We start from the raw sequence: 24,017 nt of genomic DNA on the forward strand, positions 1-24,017 counted from the left end.
GCTCGATATCGTTACTGGCGATTTTGCCATTACCAAGGTAAATCGCCACGTGGCCCGCCCGTTGCCCCGTGTCCCAATACATGAGCGCGCCGGGAGGGGGCTCCCTGTCTTTGTCGTGCTTCATATTCGCGGGCATTTCCTTGTAGTGGTCAATTGCGTAATTGACGCCCGAGTATGACCACCCGTAAGCCCGTGCCACGAATGCGAGACAGGCGCGATACCAGTCCTTCCCCCCGGAGGTCTCGTTTTCTGCCCACTTGATTGCGGCGGCGGTGGAGCGAGGATTCTTCACCTGCGCGGGCCACCCGGCCGCGCCGTCGTGGAAGGCTTCTCCGGGCTTGGCCGGCTTGCCGGCGCCCCCTTCGTCGTAACACTCCTCCGCGCCGTCGTCGCCGTTGGCTGCGTCTTCCTGGTCGCCCTGGTCGCCCTCTTCGCCCTGGTCGCCCTCTTCGCCCTGGTCGGCGCCCCCCTTGCCCGGCCGGTCCAAGTCGATGTCCGCAAGTCGTGCGATCTCGCGGGCCGCATCCTCTTGCCCTGCGTACAGGTCCGGGTGCGCACTGACTTGGACCTTTTGGGCCGCGGCGCCCATGTCCATGGACTCCCAACCCTTGACGTCCGTCAGTCCGCGCGGGCTCCCGTCTTTGTCCCCCATGAAGAACATGGTTGCTGAGTATTTCGGATTCATGATCTGCTCTTTGGTCCCCCACCCTTGGGACGGGCGCTGTTGGAAGAGTCCAATTGAATCCGCGTGCCCGTAGTCAAGGTTCAGAAGGGTTGATTCCTGAAGGGCCGTCATAAGCCCTATCAGGGTGGCCCGTCCGGAGAGACCTTCCTTTTCTGCCACTCCGTCAATAATCTCGGCGTTGGCTATCTGCTTTTTTCTCATGCCCGCGCCGGGAGCTTCTGCGGACCCTCCCCCCGTGTCGCCTCCGGGAACCTCCGCCCCGGGTTGTCCACGCTTTCCGCAAGAGTCTGCGAAGGCTTTTCCGCCCACTCCGGCGCCGAAGACTCCGACGACAAGTAGGAAGATCAGGAAGGCGACAGCGCCGACAGCGGCCACCTTCAGTTTGAACGGGGCGCTTGCCGCGGAGGCGGCGGCGCCGAGCGCATCGCGTCCGTTCACCCCCTAGACCCCCAGGATTCGGGACACGTGCCACCCGTCGCCCGTGTTGGTCAACTCCGTTTGCAGCGTGGTCTTTTGGGTGTTGTCGGTGTACCCGGCGACGTCCACCGTGGCCGTGACCGTGCGCCACACGCGCAGGGGGGTGTCCGGCGGCAAGTCGTCGCCGGCGGGCTTGACTGCGACCGCGGAAACGGTGCTTACCCCGCCTTGACTCACCAACTTGCCCCATGCCGGGTCGGTGCTGTTGGCCAGGTTCTCCACCAGCGCGGGCATGGCCCACGGCGCGGCCCGCCGTACGGCTGCGGTGTGGTCGTTGTCCACGGGCGGGTTCCGGGTGAGGTAGTGGCGGGTGAACTGTTCCGCCACGGTGTCCGCGTCGCCCAGGTCGACGGCGGACGGGCCCGGGGAGGCGGCGGAAGGGTTGGCGCTCGCCGTCCCGGCCGGCTTGGCGTCCTGGTCGCCGGTCGGACTCGGGGAGGCGGAAGCGGTGACGCTGCTCGCGCGGTCGCCGTCGCTGCTGAACCAGTCCGGCCCGAACCGCGCGAGCACGCCCGCGACCAGGACCACGGCGACGACCACCAGAGCGACCGCGGGCGTGGTGGGCTCGCGGCGGCGCTGCTCCCTGATCCACTCCGCGGTGCGCTCGCGTTCGGCGTGGCGGTGAGCCCGCCGGAGGCGGCGGCGCCTCCGGCGGGGTGCGTCTTGGATCTCGTCTGGATAGTCGTAGGTGGCGCGCAGCAGCTCGCGCCACTGCTCGGGTGTCTTCTCCTCTTCAGGCATGGCGGGTCACCCCTTGTCTGTGCGTGGACGGGGGACGTCGCGGGCGGGCGCCGGGCGGGGCGCCGGCTGCGGGGTGGCCTCCGTGCGGCGGTTGGTGGGCGCGGCGGATCGCGCGGGGGGCGGGGGTTGGGTTGCGCCCGTCTTCGACCCGGGTGCAGCCGGGCGAGGTGGGGGCCCGTTCGGGGTGGAGCGGATCACCTTCGCTTCGATGACCTTCGGTCCGGGGGCGCCCGGCTGCGGGGCGGTCCGGAAGGCGTAGTTGGGCTGCCCGGCGCCCGCAGGGCGGGGCGCAGCGGCCGGGCGGGTGCCGGGCGGGAGCGTGGCCGTGGCTGTGCCTCCGCGGCTGTCTGCGGTCGACGTGGCGCCGCCGCCGGGGAGGGCTGGACGCGGGCGCGGAGCGGTCGACGGGAGCGGGCGGCCGGGCGCCGTGCCGGTCATGGTGTCTGCGCGTTCCATGGTGATGGTGGCGCCGTCCGGGCGGGCTCCGGCGGGGGCGAGCGCGGGCCGCTCTCCACCGGGCACGGCGGTCGGGCCTCCGGTCGACGTGGGCAGGGGCGGAGGCGCGGGGCGCCGGAAGGGAACCCGCGTCACGGTCACGCCGTACCCGTCGCCGTCGCCTCCGGGCGGGAGGGCTCCCCCGCCACCGCCGCCACCGCCACCGCCACCGCCCGAGCCGGGACCGCCGCGGCCACGACCACCGCGCGTCTCTACGGGGCGGTTGTGCTGGCCGGAGTCCGACCGGCCGCCGCGGGGCAGTGCGCGCCCCATGACGCGGGACGCGAGCATCCCGAGCGCCATTCCACCGACCGCCGAAGTCTGGCCGCTCACGCCCACGATGGCTTCAATGATCTTGCGGAAGCGGAACGCCATGATTGCCGCGGCGATCGAGAGCCCGGCGGAGGGCGCCCACCCGTATTCGCCGAACATCTTCGTGGTGGCGACTTGGACGACCAGCACGCAGCCGAGAACCATGGTCACGACGAACGATTGAAGGGTGAGTCCCAAGAGTTGATCGAACCAGCGCACGCCCCATTCACGGGGGCGGCCGGGGATCACCCACATGCAGGCGAAGAAGACGCCGGCGACTAGCAGCATGAGCGCCCCGAGTAGGGAAGCGATCGACGCGAAGGCGAGCGCGAGCACGAGAACGGCGAAGATCACGACCACGATCAGGGACGGAAGGGTGACCATGATCCGGCCCACCGGGGAGTGCCCCTGTCGCCACGTCACGGAGTCGCCCCCCACGGCTTCGTCCGTCACGTTGTCCTGTAGCCACTCCTTGCGCTTGTCCTTCGACGGACCCTGATTCAGCAGCTCCGCGCCGTACTTCTCGCAGACTTCGAACGATCCGAACTCCGCGACGCACCAGGGCGTGGCCACGTACGCCCGCCACACCGCATCCGACGATTTGCGCAACATGTCGTCACGGCCGGTATTGGTGTATTTGGGCTTATGGTCCATCTTGAAGGGGAAGTCTTCGACGCCTCCGCCGATCCCTTCGGACGTCGCGGACATGGCGATGTTGGCGCCGATTTGGCGGGTGGAGTCCACGCCGTCCACCCACACCCCGGGCGAGTTCAGCAGTGAGACGGAGACCACCCCGGAGATGAACACCCAAGCGATCTGAGAGAGCCCGCCGCCGCCTCCGCCTTCCTTGTGCTTGGTGAAGGCGACGAAGCCACCCACGGCGAGCGCGGTCGGTAGCAGCGTGGCGGACAGCCCCTTGGCGGCGCCCCCGATGCTGCCTTCCAGCGCGTCAGACAGGGCAGGGATCGACGTCAGTTGAAAGATCCATTGGACGATGACCACGCACGCCGTGCCAATGACCGTGATCAGCGCCATGCAGATATCTGCGATGGCTTCGGCCATGGGGTCCAAGACGTCCCACTTACCGAAGTCGCTGTCCAACTGCCACAGATTCGGATTCGAGTAGGTCTCGTACAGGGTGCCTTCACCCTTGGGGACCTTGCTGTCCGGGGAGGGCAGGAGGTCCCCGATCCCCACCGGGTCGATGTCGGCTGCGTGGGCGTGGCCCGCGGCCACCATGAGCGTGGTGAACGCGAACATCATCGGAATGGCCACGGTGCGCAGCCGTGGCAGGTGAACAGTCACAGCACTTACCCCCCGGACAGGGCGGCCGTCGCCGGGTCGCCGTGTCCCATGTCGCCGTCCTGGACGTCTTCGCGCTGGTCGACCCGCCACGTTCCGCCCTCTTCGACCAGCCGCAGCGCCTTACGGGCGGTGCTGGTGTCGTCGGGCCACGTCACGGTGTAGGTCAGCAGCACTCCGTACCCGGCCGGGTGGCCGGCGGAGGCGGGGACCTTGACCGGCGCCCCCTGCGCGGTCACGGGCCCCGTGGATGCCCGGTCAGGTCCGGGCGCCGTCGACTTCGACGGGAGCGCGTCCGGGGTCGACCCGTCCGCGTAGGTGGGCGGGGAGACCGAAGCCGTGGGCGACTCGGACGCGGGCGCGGAGGGGGTGGGCGTGGCGGTCTCGGGACCGATGTTGCGCTCCGCGCACTGGTCGACCGTGCCGCGTCGCAGTGCGGCCGTGGACAGCTCGCACGCCCGGCGCCAATCCAGAGCGTTGGCCGCTTTCTGGTAGTCCCGGGCGACCGCGACCGCCGCGGCGGCCGGGTCCTTCTCCTTCTTCGGGTCGTCGCCCCCCGAGTCGCCCCCGGAGCACCCGGCGAGCGCGAGCCCGGCCGCGAGCAGCAGCACGGCAGGCGTGGCGGTGCGGCGGATCATGCGGGTACCTCCTGTGGGATGTGGTCGACGTCGCCGGGCTCCGCGTCGATCGGGTCGGCGCGCGGGGTGGTGTCCAGCAGTTCCAGCAGCTCCACCGTGGGGATGTCCCATTGGGCTGTTGCGCTGTTGAAGCGCCGGTCCCGCACGATGCAGTGGCCGTGACGGATCTCGCCGTCCGGGTTCAGGCCGATGGACTGGATCAGGTCTCGGGTGTGCTTGCCGGCCGGGAGTCCGAGCATTTCGGCAAGCGCGTCTTGCTGTCGGGAGTTGGTGAGCTGGAAGCCCACGACCGTGGTCAGTTGCTCGATCACGCCGACCAGCAGGGAAAGGGACTGCGGGTCCTGCGTGTCCAGCAGCAGCGCCGTGGACAGCGCGCGGCCCACCCGGGCGATGTATTCGAGGAAGGATTGGCCTTCCTTCGTGGCGGTCAACACGTGCACTTCCGGCACCGCGACAACCTTGCGGAGCCCGCGCAGATCCTTGCGGCCGGCCGTGGTGATCCCGTACGCCAACATGCTGTGCATGAGCGCCACCGACATGCGCTGAAGGACGTTCCAGTCTTCGCGGTCGTCGGAGGCCCCGGGCAGGGACAGGCCCGGGATCTGCACCACCCAAATGCCGGGCTCGGGGGTGAGCGGGGCGGCGCCTTCGAGCGGGCGGCCCATGAAGGGGGCGCCGATCGCGGTCTGTGAGAGTTCGTACAGCGCTTCGCCGGTCTCGCGGGCCAAGTCGTCGTCCGACCGACGAAGGAAGTCGATCACTCGCCACGTGGCCGGCTCGCCGTCCGCGATCACAGCGTTTACGGCGTGCTGGACAGGCGTTTCCGCGCCGCGGGCGCGCAGGTGCGGCGGCATCGCGATGCCGAGTTGGGCCGGAACTTCGATCTGTGCCCGCTCGGACCCTTCCTTGTCCAGCAGCCGGAAGAGGTCCGCGACGCCGGAGAATCGGGGGCCGGTCTCGATCAAGTGGGCGTTCAGCCCGTAGCGCTTGGCGGCGCTCACCACTCCCCCAAGGTCTCCCTTGAAGTCCAGCGCGAGCACGAAGGCGCCACGGAAGCCCGCGTCCAGCATGGACGCCATCATGGCCGTGGTCTTGCCACGGCCGGACCGTCCGATGTACGCGGTCGTTGTGGCGTCGCCCTTTTCGCTTCCGATCGTGACGTCGTTCCGGAAGGTCCCGGGGGTGGACCCGGTGAGGTATCCGACGATCGGCCCCGAGTCGTCGCCCACCTTCGCGCCGCCCCACCACCAGGACCCGGCGAGCGCGGTCACGTCGCGGGTGTGACCCACGTCGGGCACCCGGAGTTGGTCGCCCGGCTGCGCCTCCAACCACAGCTCGCGTTGTTCCTCTTCACCCACCCCGACTTCGATCCCGAGCCCGCCGTAATGCGTGATCACCGCGTCCACGCGGGCGCGGAGGTCTTCCACGCTGGTGGTGCTGGTGACGATCAGCCGGGGGTGATCTTCGACCAACGTCACGTCTTCGCGGCCCATGTCGCGGATCAGGTCCGCCATGACGCCTTCGGTTTCTTCGATCGCGCGGCCCGGGTCCTCCGCGGAGTGCTGCGAGGCGGAGCGGCGCTGCTCCTTCGCGAGTCGGCGCGCTTCGTCCGCCTTTTTCATCGCGTCGCGCTTGATCATGACGCGGAAGCGGACGGAGGCTTCCGGCGAGACCGGCAGTATCAGGGCCGCCGGGTCGATCTCGTCTCCAAGTGCGGATTCGTCCACGTCCGGCACGTAGGTGATCTCGCTCAGCGTGCGCAGCCACTCCCCGTTGCCGGGGGACTCCATGCGCTCCGGGAATCCGCTCATGGTCAGGATGGACACCCATGCGGCCGGCTCGCCGGTCCGGTCCATCACGCGCAGGTGATCCGGGTACGGCAGGATGCGCCCGCGCGTGAGCGCCGCGAGCTTCGCCCCGGAGATCATGCCGCGGGTCGAGGAGGGGACGGGCGTAGACCGGTGCTGCTCTCGCGCGACCATCCACGCCAGCAGCTCCACCGCGGCCGGCTGCGCTCGCCACGGCGTGGTTTCGAGCCTCCGTCCGAGTCGGCGCATGATCGCGTCCAGCCGGGCGAGTTCCCGCACCCCGACGCCGGTCGGGGCGACTCCGAGCCCTTCTTGAATGCCGCGCCGGCTGAGTGGCGCCCCCTGTCCGGTGCGGTCGGTGATCCGTACGCCCAAGAGCAAGTGCCGCAGCGGGAGGGCGATTTGGTCCAGCCGTTCCACCCGGAGCGACGCCCAACCCTTCCAGTCCCCGGCGGTGAAAAGGCGGGCGGCTTCGTCCATGTAGTCCGTGGCGTTCAGGGGCGACCACAGCACCTTCAGGTGGCAGTCCGACCCGGCAAGGATCTTCGCCAGTGCGCTGCTCGCCTGATCCAGCTCGCCGTCACGGGCGGACTCAGACATGAGATCCGTATTGCTGCTGGACAGGGTGAACCACGCTTCGGCGTGACCGGTGGTGATCACCAACCCGTCCGCGAATCCGACGTATTGCGCCGGGTCTGCTGAGCGGTCTCCGCCGACCCCCAGGAAGTTGCCGACCCGCTGAAGTACCTTCATGCCGTCTTCCCCGTCGTCTTGCCGCGGCGGCGCCCGCGGGCTTTGTAGACCTGATCCGGCCCGTACAGCCGGGGGCGTGCGTCCAGCCGGATCGGGGCGCCGGCGAGTGGCGCCGGTCCCGTGCTCGCGTCCCTCCCCGCGTCCCTCCCGGGGCGGAGTCCGCCGCGGGAGGTCATCCGCTCGCGCCGCGGAATCCACTCGACGCGGGAGGCGGAGCGTCGGCCGCCGCAGATGATCGGGCGGTGTCCGAGCGCCACGTATCGGACCGTAAGCGCCCAATAGGTGATGTTCCAGCGCCGTTCGTTCTTCCGGCTGCGCTGCGTGCCGAAAATGGCGGTGAGCAGCGGAGGGAGGAAGTACAGCGTGAACGTGAACTTCCCGGGGAGTCCGAGGATCAGCAGCAGTCCGCCGGTCCACAGGAGGTAGAGCACGAAGCCGAGAACCAGCGTGCGGCGCGGCGCCCCCTCCCCGAGATCCAGCCCTAGCAATTCGTGCTGTCGGGTCTCTAGATCAAAGTGGCGGGTGTAGGTGGCGCCGCTTCTCATGCGGACCCCGTGACCTTGCCCCACAGTCCCCCGAGCAGCGTTTTGGCCGCGTCGGGAAACCAGACCAGACCGGCGACGAAGACGGCGCCCACGGCCATGGTGATCATGCCGCCCCAATCATCCTTCACGAAGTGGCGGAAGGCGCGGACGGCAAGCCATGCCGCGAAGAGGTTCCCCACGACCAGCAGCACCCACGTTTTCAGGGCTGATCCGTCAGTGAGTGGCGCCGCGAGTGTCACAAGCTGTTGCACTGTTCCCCCTTTGGAACATCGGGCAGGAAGGTGGGGCGAGCGGGTTACGCCGCGCCTCCGTGGACGTCGACCACCTGCCACCGCTCTGCGTCCGCGGAGGCGACCCGGGTCAACTCGACTTGGTATGTCTGTTCGATCTGCGCTTCCCCGACCTTCCACATGACCCGCGCGGTTCCGGTCCGGTCGGTCCCTGTCCCTGCGTCCGCGGCCCATGACGTCACGCCGACCAGGGTCATACCTGCGGGGACGGGCGGGATCGTGGCGCCGGGCGCGGTCACGGCTCCCGTGTCGCCTCCCGCGTACGCCTTGAAGAAGGCGGACACGGTGCCTTCGGTCTGCTGCGCGAAGGTCGCGTCAGATTCGGGCGCCTTCAGGTCCGGGAGCGTCGGGCCGCTCGCGGGGAGCCCGACCATGCCGGGCGCTCCGGTCACGACGACTTGGCCGGCGGTGTGGACCACGGGGACTTCAAGGCCGATCCAGCGGTCCGCGGTCTTCGCGGGGGTGGCCTTCTTCTTGCCCTCCGCGGGGGTGCCCGCTTCCTCCGTGGTATGGAGCAGCACGTCCACCCGGACTCGCGCTTGCCCCTGCGTGGTCGGGGTGACTGCGCCGGGCTGGACGGTAAGCACGTCTTGCCGGCCGCGGCCGTCCCATCCCGCGTCGGTGTCGGAGTCCTTCGGCAGCAGTGCCGCGAGCGCCGCGGCTCGCGCGTCCTGGTCGTCTTCGTTCCACGTGAGGTAGGCGCGAGCGAAGCGGGCCGCGGCGGCTTGGGCGGCATCGCTCGGGTAGGCGGGCGCCGTCTTCACCGCGGCCGGCGGCGGGGCGTCGCTCTGGTTCGGGATGATCCAGCTTCGTACGCCCGTGATGACCGCGAGCCCGACCACGCCCCACAGCACGCCGCGGCCCAACTTCCGCAGCGCGGCCGTGCTGGACTTCTCGTCAACCGTCGCCCACGGGGTGGCGGGCTCCGCCTTCGACGCGGGCGCGGAGGGGGTGGGCGTGGTCTGCTGCTGCGCCTTCAAGGTGGCGGCGGCGGACTCCCACGGGTTGGTCCCGGCCGGCTGCGCGGGCACCGTGCCGGGCATCGAGGAAGAGGGGGACGCGGCCTTCCCCTTCTTGCGTGCCTTCTTGCGCTCCCAGTCCCCCGGGTCTGGCAACCCGAGCACCTTCCGCGCGGTCGGCCCCAGTGTTGGCATGAGTGCCCAACTCCCCCCGTAGCCCCATCCGTCAGGTGATCGACCCTAGACCCGGGGTGATCGGTGGTCAAAGAAGTTCGTAACTGTCCGGAAGGTCTAGCACGGGACTGTGACAACGCCCGGCGGTCCACCCTTCGGCCGCTACAGTGCACGGCCATGCGGCATAACGACCGGGCGCCGGCTGCGGTGCGGATTGATGGCGCCCGGCTTCGGGGACTTCGAATCGCTCGCGGCTTTCGCACACACAGACAGTTGGCCAACGCATTGGGTTGTGCGCGGAGCACGGTCAGTATGTGGGAGGCGTCGAAGTGCACCCCGCGGCCGGACACGCTCGCGCGGCTCGCGGCGCTGCTGGCCGTAGATGTGCGGGAACTGCTCGAAGCGTCGGAGCGCCCTTCCCTGCGTGGACTTCGGATGACCGCCGGCCTTCGGGCGGTTGATGTGGCGTGGGCTCTCGGGATTCAGAAGAGTTCGTATTGCGATGTCGAAACGGGCAGGCAGTCCATTCCCGGGCGCTGGTGGCCCGTGCTCGCCTCTTTACTGGATCAGCCGGAATCGGCCGTGCGGTCGCTGCTCGGTTCTCACTGAAGGCGCGGGAGGGCGGAGCCGGATAGGTCGAAGGCCGCGGAGTGTCGGCGCTCCGCGGCCTTCGGTTTGCTTCTCGCCTGTCAGTCTTTTGCGAGCCGGGCGGGGTCGTCCCATGTCGCTGCGCACGCCATTTGAATGCGGTCGACGGCATTTCCGGCGCCGGGTGGGAAGAGGACACCGCCGGGTGCGCGGGTGTCCACCCGATTGACGAGAGTGGCGGCGCGGGGGGCGATCTCATCCAGTAGCGCATTGGCGCGGTCGTTCGTCACCGGGGCAATGGGCCATCGAAGGAAGAACATCACTCCCACCAATACCGGCGGCTTAGCGCCGTCCGCCACATGGGCGCGCAGGGTGCCGCTTGCCAGATCCAGCATGACGAAGGCGGGGCGGACTTCTTTACCGAAGGCACCCCGGAGATCATTTCCGCCCGGGGTGAGGTATTCGCAGTGGACTGCGGGAGCGGGAAGTTTCACGGTTTCCGCTTCCATCATGACTGCACCGCCCTTTTTCGATTCGGTCACTTCTTTGTGGTGCTCGCCTGAAAGCGGGTCGCCCAATCCTTCAATTCCTCTTCGGTGAAGTATGTCGTTCGACCGTCCGTGACACCTTCGGGAAACGTAATTCCCCTTTCCTCTCCCCTCTTCTTGTATTGCCGTGCCGTGCTGTGCTTCCACGGCAAAATACCTTCCTCGCACGCCTCCGCGAGCGAGTACGTCCGGGGCAAGGCCGCGTCCTCCGCGGCTTCTTCCGGGCTCTCGCCTGTCGGCGCGGAGGGTGCGGAGGCTGTCACATGAGCGGTCACACGGGCAGTCACAACGGGCGCTGTCACATGCTCTGAGCTGTGCGTAAGAGTCTTGACCCCCCCGCCGGCCCCTGGTGTGACTGTGGGGAGTGACAGCGGGCCGTACTCACCTCCGGGCAGGAAGCGCCGGACCGCTGTCGTAAGGTCCGCCTCTTCCAAGACCTCTTCCGTGATCCACGGCGCCATTTCTCCGGCATCGAACCATGCGGGCGCCTTCGGGCATTGCTGTAGCAGCTCCGCGACCCGGGGTGTGATGTAACTCGGCTGCAACTCGCGGACGAAGAGGTGTTCCCCGTCCGGTGCCTGCCTCTTGTCCGCGTAGGCGCCGCGGCCTTTTACGTCGGTGTCGTACTGGACGACCGGGGTTGCCTGCCCGAAGGCCACGCCCCACGAAACACGGTCCTGCTGTCCCACAATGATTTTGGTTCCGATTTGGGATCTTTCCATGGTGCCACCGAAGAAGGTGTTGGCGAATTGCTGCGTACCAACCACGATCCGGTGATTACTGGAACGCCCCTGAAGGAGAATGATCGAGAACCATTCGAGGAAGGGCGGGGCGCCCTTGCCCTTCAGTCCGTGACGCCACCATGTGTAAGCGAGTTTGATCAGGGTCGGCAATTCGTCAATGACGAGAGTGCGCGGGACCAATTGATCCCGTGCCCCCGCAGCGGCGTATTTTCCTTGCGCTTCCTCCGCGGCCATCATGGAGACCATGAATTCCGCGAAGGCGGCAACGCAGGATCGGACCGTCTTGTGGACCCGGACGCCGGAGTGGCCTTCCGCTTCAATCAGGCTGTTTCGCTTCGTGTCGAGAATGTCAATTAGTTCCCCGTGCTGTCGACCGTGAACGATCGGGATATACAGAACGGTCGACTTGCCCGACCCGGTGTCACCAGCCACGCCCCAATGCGGTGTTGCGGTCTGCGTGTGGACAACCGCGTCCACGATGGTGTCACCTTCGATGGCTTGCCCCACGAAGACTTCGTATCGGTTGCCGGTCGACTTCCATTCCACATATTCGGGGAGCTTGGGCCGCTCTGCGGGCTTCGGTTTCCGCGTCCACTTCACGTAGTGCTCTGGCCCCGTGCGTTCCCAGTGGGCCACCCACTCCCCGGGGATGCGGGTTTCCACGATGTGGTCCAGCGCCGACATGGCCTCTTTCCCGCCCATCCATGAAACGGGGATGCGGACCACGATCCGCGCGCCGTCCGCGGAAAGGTCCGGCGAGAGGTTCACCCACTTTTCGCGGCGCTCGCCCTCTTCGAGCCGGAGCACTTGGCGGACCGCCACGAAGAGGGAGGGGCCGTGAATCTCGTCATCTGTGGGGCTTCGCGGCTCCCACAACGTGAGTCCACCCGGACCGGTGAGCGCCACCAGCAGCACGACGACGGCCGCGCCGATCAGGGCGAGTTGCGCCGGCTCGGGGAAGCGCCACAACCCCCACGCCGCGAGGAAGGGCGCGAGCCGGATCAGGGAGCGCGCGGCGTGCGGCCACCGGGTCCACGCCGCGAGAGCCCGCCCCATGCTCGCCGTCACGCTCCATGCCCCGCGGAGGGGTGCGAGCGCCGCCCGGACGGCCCGCGAACCGCGGCCCGGGGGCTTCTTCGGCAGACCCAATGCGGACGCGGGAGCGCGGGGGGAGGGGACGGCGCTGATCGCCGCGGCCGGCCCGCCCTGGTCGTCTACCAGGACCCCCGAGCGCCACCACGTGGCCGTGCTGCGCGGCTCGCCGTTCAGGTCCCGCCCCGCGACGTACCGGCCGATCGTGCGGGCGGCGCCGCCCACGACTCTTTCAATCGCTTCGTTCAGTTCCTTGTTCGGTCCGCTGGACCCGCCCTTGCCCTTCTCGTTCATCGCGTACGCGATCAGCAGCAGCGCGAGCAGCAGACCGCCGCCGCCGGGGAGCGCGTAGCCGGGGAGATCCGGCAGGTTGTCCCACGGCGCGGCTTGTTCGAGCATCACGTTTCCCCCTCCGTTCAGCACTGGTGTTGACCTTATGCCGAACCGCGAACGCCCCCCGGCGGGCGGCCGGGGGGCGTTCGAGCGGGGCGGGGAGGGGTTACGCCTCCGCGGCCGGTTGGCTGTCCCACAGGTGGACCGTGGACCCGGTACGCAGCGGCTTGCCTTCCGGTCCTTTGATGTGGCCCGGGACGATGCGGTCTTCGTGCTCGCACTCGCCGGCGCCGTGCGCCCGGGGGTTCATGCAGGTGTTCCGCCGGTACGGGCGTACGGGCCACCGACACGACCACTGCGGTTCGCGGCGCCCCGTGCTCGCCTCCGCGTCTTCCGCGGCGGCTTTCGGGGAGGGGCGGCGGCCGGGGTGTACGCGGACGATGCGCACGGCGCCGGACGCGGTGATCCCTTGGCGGCGGTCGCGCTTCTGGCCGGCTCGCGCTCGGGGGACGTCTTCGACTTCGGCCCACTGGTTCTTTCCGTCGTGGCCCATGAGTTGCCACGCGGTGTAGAGCACGTGGGACCACAGTTCGGTGGTGTCGGGTTGGGCCGGCCCGAACGCCGCTCCCTCCCGTAGCAGCATTTCGTTATCCCACCCGAGCACGGGGCCGTGGGTGGCCCGGGTGGCATCGATGGCGCCGGCGGTGATGACCGCGCCGTCTGGCATGGTGGCGATCTCCGTTTCCGGGGCGAGCCCGGAGAAGATGCCGCGCGGTGAGTAGAAGGTGAGCCACACCCCGCGGAAGTCCGGCGGGATCGTGCCCGTGCGCCCCTGTCCGCGGAATGTCCAGCGGACGGAGCCTTGATCCAGTGCCACCGCTTGGGGGCTCCACACTGACCAGGACACGGCCACGATCGGGGTTGTGACCACGGCGGGCGCCACGGAGTTACCGGCGAGCGCGCCGGCGAAGACCGCGGCCACGTCTTCGGTGTATCCGCCGATCGGCTCCCCGAAGACGATCATTCCGGCTTCGGAGGGGAGGCGCCGGAGCGTCATGGGCTCCGTGGGCGGGGTTGCGGCGGCGGCAAGGGCGAGCGCGGTCATGTCCGGGGTGGCGTAGTACAGCTCTGCCCGGTTCAAGCGGTCGTGCTCGGAGCGGGTGAGGAGGATTGACCCGATCGACTCCGCGGAGGCGTCGACGCCGGGCACGGTCGGCACGATGGTGCAGCGCCCGGCGCTCAGCGCTCCGCGCATCGTCGTGGTGGCGACGTCGCCGGACAGGTAGTCCAGCAGCTCCCCGCGCCATTCGGGGAGCTGTCGCGGGTCGGGTGGTTCCCATCGGGTCGCCGTCATTCGTACCCCTTCCGTGGGTGGTGGGTGATGATGTGACAGCGGGCCGCCCCCAACTCCAATGGGGGCGGCCCGTGGTGTCCTGCGGGTGATGCTGTCGCGGGGTGATCGGAGCGTATCGACTCACCGGGGGCGGTTCGGCGCCTTGACCGATCCTCACCCGAGCGGGGTCAGGTGCCGCACAGGCAGAACGGGCAATCACAGGAGTGGTCCGCGTACTCCGCGGCGGCTTCGTCGTGTTCCTCGGACACGTCGGCTCCGAGCGATCCCCACTTTCCGGCGGCGCGCTCGCGGTCGACGGCCGCGCGTACCTCTTCGATGGCGGCGGACAGTTGGTCCAACCCGTACGCCACGATGTCCGGGTGTTCCTTCAGGTACCCGCGGACCCGGACGTCCGCGAGATCCGTCACCAGGGCGGACCCTGCGGTCTGAAGGCTCGCCATCCATCGGTCTCGTTCGTCCAGCACGGCGCCCCCTTCAGTGCTCGCGCGACGTGATCACGCGCGCTTCGGGGACCTGCGGGGACTCGGGGGCGAAGACGGGCGTTCCACCCATGTGGGTGATGGCGCGAGCCTGCCCCAACAGAGCGTTGAAGCGGTTGTGGAGCCGGCGCGCGTCGGAGAGGAGACCATCACGGGCATGGTGCCGCTCCATGCCCCGGATGGCGTCCGCGATCCACGTGATTTCGTGGGCGTACAGGGGGAGGCGGGCGCGCTGCGGGTCCGGCTGGACGACGGAGGCGGCGCCGGCGCGCTGGTACAGCTCCGCGATCACGTCGTGAACGGTGATGAAGCCCATCCCGTAGAAGGGGGGACTTTCCAACCACCCGCGCCGCAGTCGATCCGCTTCGAGTAACGCCGCTTCCAGCGACGCGAGTTCGTCCAAGTTGATCGCGATCACTTCCGGCTGTGCGGGTGCGCTCGGGGTCGGGGTCGTCTGCTTACGGAACACGGGTCCTCCGCTGTCGTCTCGGCTGGTCATCTTCCGGGAGCACGGCGCCCCGGGTTGCCCAGTGATGGGCACCCGGGGCGTGTGCTGTGCCACGTCGGGGTGCTGTCGGCGCTCAGACCGTGCGGCGCGCGATGGTGTCGGCGCCCGGGTCGCCGTCGCTCCAACCCCACTCGCCGGAGTCGTGGCCGTCGCTGGGGTCGTGGTCGGGGTCGTCGGCGCACTGCCACCAGTCGCCCTCCGGGTCCGCGAACATCGCGGTGCACGTGTCGGGGTCCGGGGTGAACGGCGGGGCGAGCAGCCCGACCGCGGCAATCGTGGCCGCCACGGTGTCCGTGATCGTGACCGTGCCGACGTCGGCGCGGGCGCTGTGCAGAACGCCGGCCGCGGCCTTGACCGCGGCGTTGTACTGGTCGTCAGTCAGGATCGTGCGGGCCATGAGCCCTCCCCTTCTCTGATGTCGGGCGAGTCCGCCCGGCGTTGACTCAACTATGCCTCACCGTGAGGCGAAGTGCAAGGGGTGCACGCTCGCGCCGGGGTCACGTCTTCTTCAGGTCGCTGCGGGCGCCGCGGCCGGGTCGGGCCGCCTTCGCCGTACGGACTTGCTCGCGGTCGTACAGGGAGGCGCCGCCGCGGCCGGGCTCCCGGCCGGTCGCGCGCACTCCCCACCGGGACAGCGTTCTACGGGCGGAGTCGGTGGACGCGGCGCCGATGTACTCGGCAACTTCCGCGATCGTCCACGTGGTGGGCTCGGGGTCGGACACGGATGGATCTCCCTTCAGCGGGTGGCGGCCGTCCGGCGGCGGTCGCTACTGGTCGCCCGGGTGGGCATACTCCACAACCTTGCCGCATTGTGAGGCGAAGTGGAAGGGGTGATCGTGGGCGAGTCTCCCCCGCAACGACGGAGGGCGCCCCCGGGTATCACCGGGGGCGCCCTCCGTGCTGTCCGCTCAGCGCAGGAATTCGAGCCCTTCGAGCGCGTCCGCCAACTCGAAGCCGTCCACGTATTCGCTCCCGAGCGCTTCGTGAAGCGCGTCCATGGCTCCCTGGTCGTCGCCCTGTAGCCACTTCTCCATGACTTCGCTCATGGCGTCCGGGGACAGGTTGGCTTCGATCTCGCGGTTCCGGCGGTACTTCTTACCGCCGGCGGTCACGCCCATTTCGCCCCTGACCTTGATCCGGCTTCCCTGGTTCTTGATCCGGGCTTCCCGCAGGTTGGAGAGCTGAGCGCGCCGCATCTCGGGGGAGTCGCGTACGAAGTTCTTCAGCTTCGCCGCATTGCCCCACCGGGGCTTCCCCTCCCCGGACGCCCACCGCTGGACGCTCCGTTCGGACACCCCGAGCCGTTCCGCGACGTCCTTCGTGGACAGTCCCAACGTCTCTTTGGCCTTCGCCACCATGTCCGCCGGGCTTTCTTTGCTCGGGTCGCTCTTGCGGGAGATCCCCTGATAGAGCGCGTCCGCGGTGGCCTTCTTGCCCTTGCGTCGTCCGAACATCGCTTACGCCTCCCCGTTGGTCGTGCTGTCGTCGTCGGTGCCTTCCACGGCCGCCACTACGGCGCCCACTTGCTTGCTGGTCGGTCGCTCCACCAGCAGCGGCGCCACCGTGTCCATGGCGGCAAAGCCGGCGTGCTTGAACTGTCCGAGCCCGCGCCCCATGGTGAGCCCGGCCGGGACGGCGGGGTCCGGCTCCGTCGCGTCGGTCGCGTACATCACCCAGTCCGTTGCGATGGCGAGCGGGAAGCGGCCTTCGGTGTCCGCGACCTTCTTCAGCTTCCGGAAGAGGTTCGCGCGGGCGGTGGCGACGACCGCGAGCCACCAGTACGGGTAGTAGTACCGGCCGGCCTTCTCGCTCGCGTGATAGCCAAGGGTCCGGGTGTACGTGGCCTTGATCGCGTCCAGTACGGCCGCCGCGTCCGGGTCGCCTTCGAGGGCGGCGGGGAGGACGCGGGCGCGGGCGTCGCGGATGCGGTTCGCCCACGGGTTCAGGTAGCGGGTGCGCTCCGTCCAGACGTGCGCTTCCACGGGCCGGATCTCATAGCCCATGTTGGCGAGTTCCTTCAGCGTGGGCGTGGTGAACCACCGGGTGGCCGGTCCGCGAGCGCCGGCGGCGGTGCGCTGGACGCCGGGGGACAGCAGATTGGGCAAGCGGGGGTCTTCCTCCCACGTCAGGGACTCCACCTTCCACAGCGCCGGCGTACTCGGGTCGAAGTCGGTCGGGCCTTCGATGTGGCGGGACGGGCCGATCCCGAGGTCCACCGCTTGGGCCGCGCCCACGTGCATGGCGCTCGCGTCGGCCGCGACGACGTTGGGCATGGCCCGCTCCTCCGCGGTGGGCACCCGCCCCCACGTGAACGCCTCTTCCAGCGTGCGGACCAGCGACGGCCGCGGGGGCTTCGGCGCGGTGGCGGGAAGGTTGATCTTGCGGCGGAAGGTCTCGTTCAGGTCGACGCCGGTCACCTGCGGTGAGACGTGGTACAGGGTTCCGGTGCTCTGTGCGTACTCCCCGATGCGGAAGGCCACTTCGGCGCCGCCGGGCTCGCCGTCCAGCAGCGGGCACCCGAAGGCGTCTTGCCACCCGGCAACCGAGATCCGCAGGTAGCGCCCGGCGGTACGGCGGGCCGTCATCCACGCCCGCAGATCCTTGATCTGCCACCCGGCGGTGCGGGCCGCTTCCAACGCCCGGTGCTCGCGGGCCGGCTTGCTGTCCTCCGCCGGGGGCTCCGCGGGCAGTCCGAGCCGTGCCGCAACGTCCGGCATGATCCACACCTGTCCGTCGTCGCGCTGTCCGTTCTCGCGGAGGTATCCCAGCGTGAGGCTGTCCGCCCACTCCAACAGGTCCGCGAGCGAGTCCACGCGCTCCGGGAGCGGGAGGCACTGCATCGAGCCGGACAGCCATCCGCCGAAGGCGTCGACCACCAGCGCGCCGGCCGTGAAGGTCCGGGCGCCTCCGCTCGCCGGGCGGGCCGACTGCGCGGGGACCGGCGCCGCGGGGGCGGATGCGGCGGCCGGGGGGGTCGGGGTCGACAGCGACGCGGGAGCGGAGGGGGTGGCCGCGACTGGAGTCGCGGGCGTGCTCGCCTGCACCGGGGCCGCAGGGGCGGCCGGAAGGGTCGGGGCGGCCGGCTGCGGGGCGGGAGTCGTCGGGCCGGTCGACTCCGGCGCCGGCTGGTTCGGGGGCGTGGTCGGGCCGTTCGGGTCGTCGTCTCCGCCGAAGGCTTCGTCCGCCGCCGCCCGGTTGAAGACGTAGAACCGCGGGACCGGCAGGGCCTTGCGCAGGGCGACCGTGGACGGCTTGCGCGTCCAGTGGCGCCCTTCCCCGGGGATGAGCACGCCGCGCGCCTTCAGGTCTTTCAAGCCCGGCTGCGGGGTCGCGATGCCGGCCGCCTCCGTGACGTCTGCGAGCGCCTTCGGGGAGACGTGGAACTGTCCATCGGTCTGGTATCCGAGGATCGCGCGGCCCTCTTGGATCTCCTGCCCCATGGTGATGTTGAAGGCGGACGGGAAGGAAGCCGGGTCGCGCAAGACGGCTTCGGAGACCGCTTCCCAGAGTTGCGCGCCGGGTCCGATGTGCGCTTCGTGCGCCTCCGCTACAGCGTCGGGCAGTTCGGTCATGGCGTCTTCCTCCGCCTTCTTGCCGAGCGCGGGGAGGTCGAGGACGTCCCCGAGCATGTAGGCACCCAGCGCCCACGCCGCGTAGACGCGGGCAATCGTCAGTTCGAGACCGCCGCGGGCCATGGACAGGCGCCCGGTGATCTCTGCATGGAGCTGCTGCCACTCGCGGACCTTCGCGGCGCTGTAGAAGTCGGCGCGTACGGCCCACTCGAACGGCCACCCGTGGTGGTTGACCGCGAGCGATTCCGCTTCGTTGGCTCGCTCCGCCGCCGCGTCGTCGCAGCCCCAAAAGGGCGCTTCCATCTCGAAGAGGCGAGCGGCAAGGTCTTCGGTCTGCCCCTTGCGGCGAAGCGACCGGTTCGAGCTGGACGACAGCGAAGAGTGCCACCGACCCAGCGACGGCGCCCGGCCGCCGGTCCGCGTCGACCGCGAGCGCACGCACCCGCCGACGATGCGGGACAGCAGCTTTTCCCCGTCCGTCACGGACAGGCCCGACGTGCTGAATTCCTCGCGCACGGCCGGGAGCGTCCGGGCTTCGACCAGCACACCCGGAAGGCCATTGGGGGTGGTGTTCCACGACTTGAAAATCTCGAAGTCTTCGGAGGGCGAGCCGAACATGGACGCCTGTACGTGCTGCGTGGTGCTCTTGCCCTGCTGCGGCGGACCGACCAGGTTCAGCACGTGCGGCGGTACGGACAGCAGCCGGGAGACCACGGGGCCCACGAAGAGTTCCCCGATCGCGAGCGTGGTCCGCTCGGTGGCCGCGGACAGCTCCCCGATTCGACGCCACGCCATCCGTGCGTCCTCTTCGGGACCGCGAAGCTGTCGGTACCCGAGTTCCTGCGCGTCCGCCTCCGGCATGATCATGTCGCCGTCCGGGGTGACGGACGTCGTGGCGGGGACTTCACGGGCGGCGGCGCCCTGGTCGCGGATCAGCCGGGCGTACGCCGCGCCTTCGTCCCGACCGGAGGGGGACGGCCGTCCGAGCAGACCGGCCCACGCCCCCGAGTCGATGTCAAATTCCGACACGATCCGCGGGGCGCCTTCGGTGGTGGCGAGTTGGTACGCGATCCGGGTATGCCGGCCGTCCGCGCCACGGTAGGTGACGCGACCCAAGACCTCCGGCACGGTGCCGATCAGGGCGAAGGGGGCGTCTTTGCCGGGGCTGTGCCACACGGTCCGAGTCCGCGGGTCGTGCATCCACCCGTTCTTCATGCCGGGGATCGGGATCATGCGGGAGCGCGAGCGTCCCGCGCCGCCGCCGGCTCCCCCGCCGCCGCCGCCGTTCCCCTTGTTCCCGTCGCCGCTGTCGTCGCCGGAGTCGGCGCCGCGGCGGCGGGGGAGCTGGATCACGTCGGCTCCGTCGCCCTCTTCCTCCGGGGTCTCCGGGGATGTGGCGGGGGCGAGCGATGCGGCCGGGACCTCCCGCAGTGCGGCCACGTCGTGGCCGGCCTTCAGGTGGTCGGAGAGGTCTTTGCCCTCCGCCGCTTCGACCACGGTCGCGGTGCAGTTCACCGCCGTGAGCGCCGCCCGGATGAACTCCGCGTGCTTGCGTCCGGTGTCGTCGCGGTCAGCCACGATGACCACGCGAGCGCCCCGAAGGGCGTCGGTGTGCACCGCCGTCCACTTCCCGGCGCCGCCGGGGTTGCAGGTGGCGACCAGCCCGGCGGCGCGGGCGTTGTCGACGTCCTTTTCCCCTTCGACCACGAAGACCGTACGGCCCTCCGCCATCGCGGCCACGACTTCGGGGAGCCGGTACAGCGGGCGGGACAGGGGCGCTTTGTACTCCCATCCGCCATCGCCGGCGGGGCGGCGCTGCGCGAAGGACTTCTGTCCGCACTGCGCGCACTGCCGACGGATCACTTCGCCCGTGATGGTCCCCGCCGCGTCCGTATATACGTAGGACTCGACTCGCCGGAACGTGTGCTTGTGGTCGTCATCCGAACGGGTGTCGGGCTTACGCTGCGTGGCGGTTTTCAGCTGACCCCCGCCACGCTGTGCGACCGGGCGGGAGATCCGGGGGCCGCGGTAGGCGCGCTCTTTCGGGGTGTCGTACAGGTCCGCGAGCGAGAGGCCCAACGCGGTGGCGACGTCCGCCGTTGAACACCCGACTTGGCAGCAGACCTTGACGCCGGCGGCGCCGGAGCCGACTCGATCCGACCAGTCCACAGAGAGGGACGGGCGGTTGTCTTCATGGGCGGGGCAACGGGCGTCAAGGTGGTCCCCCCTGCCCCGGGGGTTGCATCCATTCTCACTGAGCGCATCCGTGATCCGCCGGAGTGATGCGCGGTCATCGGTGCCGCTGCGTAGGTTCTCGTGCATCGGGTACAGTCCCAATCAATGCATCGGGTCTTTGACCCACCCCGCCCCGGGGTCCACAGTTCCGGAGCGGTAGCCAGCGCCCCAGACGGACGGCAATCCGTCATACGGGGCGCTTGCTTCTTTTCTGGGGTGGGTCTGCGCTCCCCGGGGGTCCGGGGGCGCCTGTCATGCGGCCAAGGGGCCGTCTTCTCCCTGTCGCTCCGCGAGAGCGCGCCGGGCAAGTTCGGCCAGTGCCTCCGCTGCTGCGAGCACTGCGGCCGGGTCCTCCCCGAGCATCCGCCCCGTGGGTCGGCCCATGATCCCGCCGCGGAAGGTGGCTGCGAGCAGCTCCCCGACTTCGCGCGGGATCGTGTTGCGGCCCTTGCCGACCAGGGTCGGGAAGGCAGACACCAGCGTCCGGCGCACCTGCGTGTGAGACGTTCCGCCGGCGGTGGCGATCTCGTTCAGCGATGCTCCGGCGGGGCGCTTGGTGCTGGTCATCTGGCCTCCCTGGAAGTAAGAACCGTACGGTTCCGAACCGTGCGGTTCACAGACCCTAGCGTCATCTGTGGATCACCGCTCGCATATTGCGGAAGTCCCCGCCCGGCGTGTCGTGTCGACAGCCGGGCGGGGACGCCTTCAGCCCAACCCCTCCATGTCGAAGAGGGCTTCGGACTGCGCGGGGACCTTCTTGCCCTGCGGCGGCTTGGCCTTCTTCGCCGCGCCCGAGCGGCACACCGCACACCACGCCATGAGTTGATCCGGCGTCATGCGGGCCGCGGCGTGCTCGGGGACGGTGGGGTCCTCCGGTGCGGCTTCCAGCCGGATCGGAGGGTGGCCCTTGCCGCCGTACGCCCCGTGGCGGGCGTCGCAGCGGCCTTCGGTCTTGCGGTGCGTGGCGCCACACTGCCCGGTGCACTGGCAGCAGTTCCCCGCGCGCTCCATGACGACCGCCCACCCGCCGGCGTTGCCGAAGATGGGGGCCGCGAGCGGCGCCCGCTCCGGCTCGCCGGGAAGTACGGACGCGGGCGGGGAGAGGGTGGCCGCGGTCTGCTGTCCGGCGCGGCGCTGCGTCATGATCTCCGCGAGCTTCCGCCGGTCGATCTCGACAGCGCCCGCCCTGATCGCGTCGGCGCGCTTGGCGGGGGTGACGTCGTAGTGCCACCGGTAGTTGTCGGCGTTCTGGAACCAGGACCGGCGGAGGCCGATCCCCTCCGCGAAGGTGTGCAGTTCCTCCGCGGTGTCCGCGACCAGGTGCGCCCACTGCGTGGTCCGCAGCCCGTTGCGCTTGGCGACGTCGCCGTATTCGGCGATCCCGTCCACATAGACCGTCATGACTGCGCCTCCCCCATGCCGACGTGCGCGAGGAACTGCGTTGCGGCGTGGTAGCCGTAGACGGGCGGGATGCACTCGCGGATGCCGTCGCGGGTCATCCACGGGACACCCATGTCCGCCTTCACGTACGGGACGTTGGAGAAGTTGCCGACCGCGTGATACCAGTCGCCGGGCTTCAGCGGGCGGCCCATCTTGACCGTGGGGTGGACGTGCTCGGGGTGCTCCGGGACGGCGATCGGGAACGACGCTTCCAAGAGGCGGTGGCGGTAGGTGTGCAGGCCGAACGATGCGCCGCACAGCATCGCGGGGTTGCGCATTTCCTCCCGCGCCTCTTCCACGTTCTCCATGACCCACGGCCGGCCGGTCGCCTGCATGGCTTCGCGGGTCGGGCCGATCAGCCGGGGGTGTTCGCGCTGCTGGATCTTCCAGCAGCGGGTGTATGCCTGGCAGGGGGGCGAGCCCGCGTGGACGTCGTACTCATGGCCGTGGGCGCGGATGTACTCGATCGCGTCGCCCTGAATGAAGGGGAAGGGGTACCGGGGCTGCGGGTTCAGGTCGACGCCGGTCACGTCGAAGCCGGCCATGTGCCATCCCCACGAGTCGCCACCCTGGCAGCAGTACGTGACCAGGACCCGCAGCCCGTTGCGCGGGGCGGGGACACCGGGGAGCCGGAGGCCGGCCGGGGTCTCTACGGCGAGCGTGGTCATGCTTCCCTCTCTCCCCGGACCCACCCGGCAAGGGCGAGTTCGGTGATGCGGTCGTGGCCGGAGGTCTCCATGTTCCAGAGCCGGACGGGGACGCCCACGGCGTTGCTGTCGGCGTAGACGACGCGCCACCACATCCAGTCATGCAGGGTGCCGCTGGTCGGGTCGGGCGCGGTACGGCCGTAGTGGCTGCGGCCGGAGTCGTGGGCGACCGCGCCGAGCGTCCGTGCCCACTTCAGGACGTCCATGCTGTTGGACAGGTGGATCATGACGACGCTTCCGCGGCCGGGCACGTCGGCGTAGTCGGTCGCACCGAAGGCGGGAAGGTCCGGGTGGGCCGCCATGAGGCTGTTGACCGCGACCAGTTCCCGGCGGACCGCGGCCGGAGTACCGGACGTGGCGATCCCGGTTCCCGTCGCGGTCATCCGCAGGGTGGAGGCGGGAGCGGCCGGACGGGCGGAGTCGCACGCCGCAGCCGGAGTGTCCTCCGGCGCTTCGCCGGCTCCGATCAGCCGGAGCGGGCGCGGGTCGAGGGCGCTCACCGCGCGGTGACCAGGACGCGGGCGGGGAGGGTGGCCGCGGTGGCGGTCCCCGTGCCCTTGCAGGTCCGGCAGACGACGCGGAGCGTGCGGCGCGAGCCGTCCGCGGTGCGCGCGCTGATCGCCACGGCCACGACCGGGAAGCCGTCACAGTCCCCGCAGGACCCGGCGGTGGCGGTGGCGGGGTGCTGGTGGTGCTGCATGATGGTTGCTCCTCTTCGGATTCGTTGGGGAATCGGCACCGGGGTGGCAGATGCTTGGCCGTATCGGGCCACCCCGGGGCCGGTCATGCTGTGCGGTTCGTGGTCACCACCACATGGACTTCGGCTTCGGGACGATCTGCGACCCGTGGCCGTTCCGCATGTGGTCCACGCACTCCGGGCAGTCCTCCCGCGGACCAAGGTGCGCGTGAGCCTTACGGCTGTTGTGGGCGTGGTACCAGCACTGTCGGCACTCGCCGGGGGGTACGGGCTTCACGGCTCCCCCTCCGGTCAGGTGCGGCGGCGGGTGCGCCGCGGCTTCTTGTAGGCGGGCGGGATCTCGTTGTACGAGTCACGGCCGGCCGCGAAGGACGTCAGGTCCTCCGGGGCCGCCTCCGCAACCTCCCGCATGATCCGGTTCGCGGTCTTGCGGTCGCCGTGTCGCCGGGCAATCGCGTACTCGCGGCCCTTCTCCGTCATCTCCGGGTTCGCCGGCTCCGGGGTGGAGCCGCCGCCCTTGAACATGTCGCGCAGTCCCATGG

The 24,017-nt window shown here is 69.8% G+C and carries 25 protein-coding genes; 1 reads left to right on the forward strand and 24 read right to left on the reverse strand.

The features are described 5' to 3' along the window. The 8 genes from OG392_RS37250 to OG392_RS37285 form a co-directional block, all read right to left on the reverse strand. The coding region (locus tag OG392_RS37250; protein WP_329287730.1) for an NlpC/P60 family protein at window positions 1-1,123 on the reverse strand (1,123 nt) is incomplete at its 3' end. A gap of 3 nt (window positions 1,124-1,126) precedes the next feature. After that, window positions 1,127-1,903, reverse strand: a complete 777-nt coding sequence (locus OG392_RS37255) for a hypothetical protein (RefSeq protein ID WP_329287732.1) — start codon at window positions 1,901-1,903, stop codon at window positions 1,127-1,129. A gap of 6 nt (window positions 1,904-1,909) precedes the next feature. After that, on the reverse strand, window positions 1,910-4,015 hold the full coding sequence (locus tag OG392_RS37260; RefSeq protein WP_329287734.1) for a hypothetical protein: 2,106 nt from the start codon (window positions 4,013-4,015) through the stop codon (window positions 1,910-1,912). Window positions 4,016-4,020: 5 nt separating this feature from the next. After that, complete coding sequence (locus OG392_RS37265; protein ID WP_329287736.1) at window positions 4,021-4,650, reverse strand: hypothetical protein; 630 nt, start codon at window positions 4,648-4,650, stop codon at window positions 4,021-4,023. After that, window positions 4,647-7,211: an ATP-binding protein gene (locus tag OG392_RS37270; protein WP_329287738.1), complete on the reverse strand. Its 2,565-nt coding sequence runs from the start codon at window positions 7,209-7,211 to the stop codon at window positions 4,647-4,649. Before OG392_RS37270 ends, OG392_RS37265 begins: the two co-directional genes overlap by 4 nt. Beyond that, window positions 7,208-7,756: a hypothetical protein gene (locus OG392_RS37275; protein WP_329287740.1), complete on the reverse strand. Its 549-nt coding sequence runs from the start codon at window positions 7,754-7,756 to the stop codon at window positions 7,208-7,210. Before OG392_RS37275 ends, OG392_RS37270 begins: the two co-directional genes overlap by 4 nt. Continuing rightward, entirely contained in the window at window positions 7,753-7,947 is a 195-nt protein-coding gene (locus tag OG392_RS37280) for a hypothetical protein (protein ID WP_329287742.1), read from the reverse strand. The genes OG392_RS37275 and OG392_RS37280 overlap by 4 nt, the downstream gene beginning before the upstream one ends. A 104-nt stretch (window positions 7,948-8,051) precedes the next feature. Further along, window positions 8,052-9,161: a conjugal transfer protein gene (locus OG392_RS37285; protein ID WP_329287744.1), complete on the reverse strand. Its 1,110-nt coding sequence runs from the start codon at window positions 9,159-9,161 to the stop codon at window positions 8,052-8,054. Between the two features lie 195 nt (window positions 9,162-9,356). Between OG392_RS37285 and OG392_RS37290 the strand changes: the two genes are divergently transcribed. After that, window positions 9,357-9,788: a helix-turn-helix domain-containing protein gene (locus tag OG392_RS37290; protein WP_329287745.1), complete on the forward strand. Its 432-nt coding sequence runs from the start codon at window positions 9,357-9,359 to the stop codon at window positions 9,786-9,788. 80 nt (window positions 9,789-9,868) lie between these two features. Here the strand turns inward: OG392_RS37290 and OG392_RS37295 are convergent, their stop codons facing one another. The 16 genes from OG392_RS37295 to OG392_RS37370 form a co-directional block, all read right to left on the reverse strand. Beyond that, entirely contained in the window at window positions 9,869-10,345 is a 477-nt protein-coding gene (locus OG392_RS37295; RefSeq protein ID WP_329287746.1) for a hypothetical protein, read from the reverse strand. Continuing rightward, on the reverse strand, window positions 10,306-12,552 hold the full coding sequence (locus OG392_RS37300) for a type IV secretory system conjugative DNA transfer family protein (RefSeq protein ID WP_329287748.1): 2,247 nt from the start codon (window positions 12,550-12,552) through the stop codon (window positions 10,306-10,308). The genes OG392_RS37295 and OG392_RS37300 overlap by 40 nt, the downstream gene beginning before the upstream one ends. A gap of 97 nt (window positions 12,553-12,649) precedes the next feature. Beyond that, a complete protein-coding gene (locus OG392_RS37305) occupies window positions 12,650-13,693 on the reverse strand; it encodes a hypothetical protein (protein ID WP_329287749.1) in 1,044 nt (347 codons plus the stop codon). A 311-nt stretch (window positions 13,694-14,004) separates the two neighbouring features. Continuing rightward, window positions 14,005-14,277: a hypothetical protein gene (locus OG392_RS37310; protein WP_329287752.1), complete on the reverse strand. Its 273-nt coding sequence runs from the start codon at window positions 14,275-14,277 to the stop codon at window positions 14,005-14,007. A 34-nt stretch (window positions 14,278-14,311) separates the two neighbouring features. Next, complete coding sequence (locus OG392_RS37315) at window positions 14,312-14,785, reverse strand: hypothetical protein (RefSeq protein WP_329287753.1); 474 nt, start codon at window positions 14,783-14,785, stop codon at window positions 14,312-14,314. A 112-nt stretch (window positions 14,786-14,897) separates the two neighbouring features. Next, window positions 14,898-15,221 carry a hypothetical protein gene (locus tag OG392_RS37320; RefSeq protein ID WP_329287754.1) on the reverse strand — a complete coding sequence of 108 codons (324 nt, stop codon included), beginning with the start codon at window positions 15,219-15,221 and terminating at the stop codon, window positions 14,898-14,900. Window positions 15,222-15,321: 100 nt separating this feature from the next. Then, a complete protein-coding gene (locus OG392_RS37325; RefSeq protein ID WP_329287756.1) occupies window positions 15,322-15,546 on the reverse strand; it encodes a hypothetical protein in 225 nt (74 codons plus the stop codon). 186 nt (window positions 15,547-15,732) lie between these two features. Continuing rightward, window positions 15,733-16,278: a helix-turn-helix domain-containing protein gene (locus OG392_RS37330; protein WP_329287758.1), complete on the reverse strand. Its 546-nt coding sequence runs from the start codon at window positions 16,276-16,278 to the stop codon at window positions 15,733-15,735. 3 nt (window positions 16,279-16,281) lie between these two features. Further along, window positions 16,282-20,565, reverse strand: coding sequence for a toprim domain-containing protein (locus OG392_RS37335; protein ID WP_329287759.1), 4,284 nt, complete (start codon window positions 20,563-20,565; stop codon window positions 16,282-16,284). A 318-nt stretch (window positions 20,566-20,883) separates the two neighbouring features. Next, window positions 20,884-21,198: a hypothetical protein gene (locus OG392_RS37340; RefSeq protein ID WP_329287761.1), complete on the reverse strand. Its 315-nt coding sequence runs from the start codon at window positions 21,196-21,198 to the stop codon at window positions 20,884-20,886. A 138-nt stretch (window positions 21,199-21,336) separates the two neighbouring features. Beyond that, window positions 21,337-22,032, reverse strand: coding sequence for a DUF4031 domain-containing protein (locus OG392_RS37345; RefSeq protein WP_329287764.1), 696 nt, complete (start codon window positions 22,030-22,032; stop codon window positions 21,337-21,339). Then, window positions 22,029-22,739 carry an SAM-dependent methyltransferase gene (locus tag OG392_RS37350; RefSeq protein WP_329287766.1) on the reverse strand — a complete coding sequence of 237 codons (711 nt, stop codon included), beginning with the start codon at window positions 22,737-22,739 and terminating at the stop codon, window positions 22,029-22,031. Before OG392_RS37350 ends, OG392_RS37345 begins: the two co-directional genes overlap by 4 nt. Next, the gene (locus tag OG392_RS37355; RefSeq protein WP_329287767.1) at window positions 22,736-23,278 is read right to left on the reverse strand and encodes a hypothetical protein; all 543 of its coding nucleotides are present in this window, start codon (window positions 23,276-23,278) and stop codon (window positions 22,736-22,738) included. Before OG392_RS37355 ends, OG392_RS37350 begins: the two co-directional genes overlap by 4 nt. Further along, window positions 23,275-23,478, reverse strand: coding sequence for a hypothetical protein (locus OG392_RS37360; RefSeq protein WP_329287769.1), 204 nt, complete (start codon window positions 23,476-23,478; stop codon window positions 23,275-23,277). The genes OG392_RS37355 and OG392_RS37360 overlap by 4 nt, the downstream gene beginning before the upstream one ends. Window positions 23,479-23,581: 103 nt before the next feature. Further along, complete coding sequence (locus OG392_RS37365) at window positions 23,582-23,770, reverse strand: pRL2-8 (protein ID WP_329287797.1); 189 nt, start codon at window positions 23,768-23,770, stop codon at window positions 23,582-23,584. Further along, window positions 23,767-24,015, reverse strand: coding sequence for a hypothetical protein (locus OG392_RS37370; RefSeq protein ID WP_329287770.1), 249 nt, complete (start codon window positions 24,013-24,015; stop codon window positions 23,767-23,769). The genes OG392_RS37365 and OG392_RS37370 overlap by 4 nt, the downstream gene beginning before the upstream one ends. Window positions 24,016-24,017 lie beyond the last annotated feature (2 nt).

Source organism: Streptomyces sp. NBC_00691 (genome assembly GCF_036226665.1).
GTDB lineage: Bacteria > Actinomycetota > Actinomycetes > Streptomycetales > Streptomycetaceae > Streptomyces.

Excerpts from the sequence above, each read along its gene's own strand:
- OG392_RS37255 (WP_329287732.1), bottom strand. The coding sequence starts at position 1,903 with ATGCCTGAAGAGGAGAAGACACCCGAGCAGTGGCGCGAGCTGCTGCGC.
- OG392_RS37265 (WP_329287736.1), bottom strand. The coding sequence starts at position 4,650 with ATGATCCGCCGCACCGCCACGCCTGCCGTGCTGCTGCTCGCGGCCGGG.
- OG392_RS37270 (WP_329287738.1), bottom strand. The coding sequence starts at position 7,211 with ATGAAGGTACTTCAGCGGGTCGGCAACTTCCTGGGGGTCGGCGGAGAC.
- OG392_RS37275 (WP_329287740.1), bottom strand. The coding sequence starts at position 7,756 with ATGAGAAGCGGCGCCACCTACACCCGCCACTTTGATCTAGAGACCCGA.
- OG392_RS37290 (WP_329287745.1), top strand. The coding sequence starts at position 9,357 with ATGCGGCATAACGACCGGGCGCCGGCTGCGGTGCGGATTGATGGCGCC.
- OG392_RS37310 (WP_329287752.1), bottom strand. The coding sequence starts at position 14,277 with ATGGCGAGCCTTCAGACCGCAGGGTCCGCCCTGGTGACGGATCTCGCG.
- OG392_RS37320 (WP_329287754.1), bottom strand. The coding sequence starts at position 15,221 with ATGGCCCGCACGATCCTGACTGACGACCAGTACAACGCCGCGGTCAAG.
- OG392_RS37330 (WP_329287758.1), bottom strand. The coding sequence starts at position 16,278 with ATGTTCGGACGACGCAAGGGCAAGAAGGCCACCGCGGACGCGCTCTAT.
- OG392_RS37340 (WP_329287761.1), bottom strand. The coding sequence starts at position 21,198 with ATGACCAGCACCAAGCGCCCCGCCGGAGCATCGCTGAACGAGATCGCC.
- OG392_RS37345 (WP_329287764.1), bottom strand. The coding sequence starts at position 22,032 with ATGACGGTCTATGTGGACGGGATCGCCGAATACGGCGACGTCGCCAAG.
- OG392_RS37350 (WP_329287766.1), bottom strand. The coding sequence starts at position 22,739 with ATGACCACGCTCGCCGTAGAGACCCCGGCCGGCCTCCGGCTCCCCGGT.
- OG392_RS37360 (WP_329287769.1), bottom strand. The coding sequence starts at position 23,478 with ATGCAGCACCACCAGCACCCCGCCACCGCCACCGCCGGGTCCTGCGGG.
- OG392_RS37370 (WP_329287770.1), bottom strand. The coding sequence starts at position 24,015 with ATGGGACTGCGCGACATGTTCAAGGGCGGCGGCTCCACCCCGGAGCCG.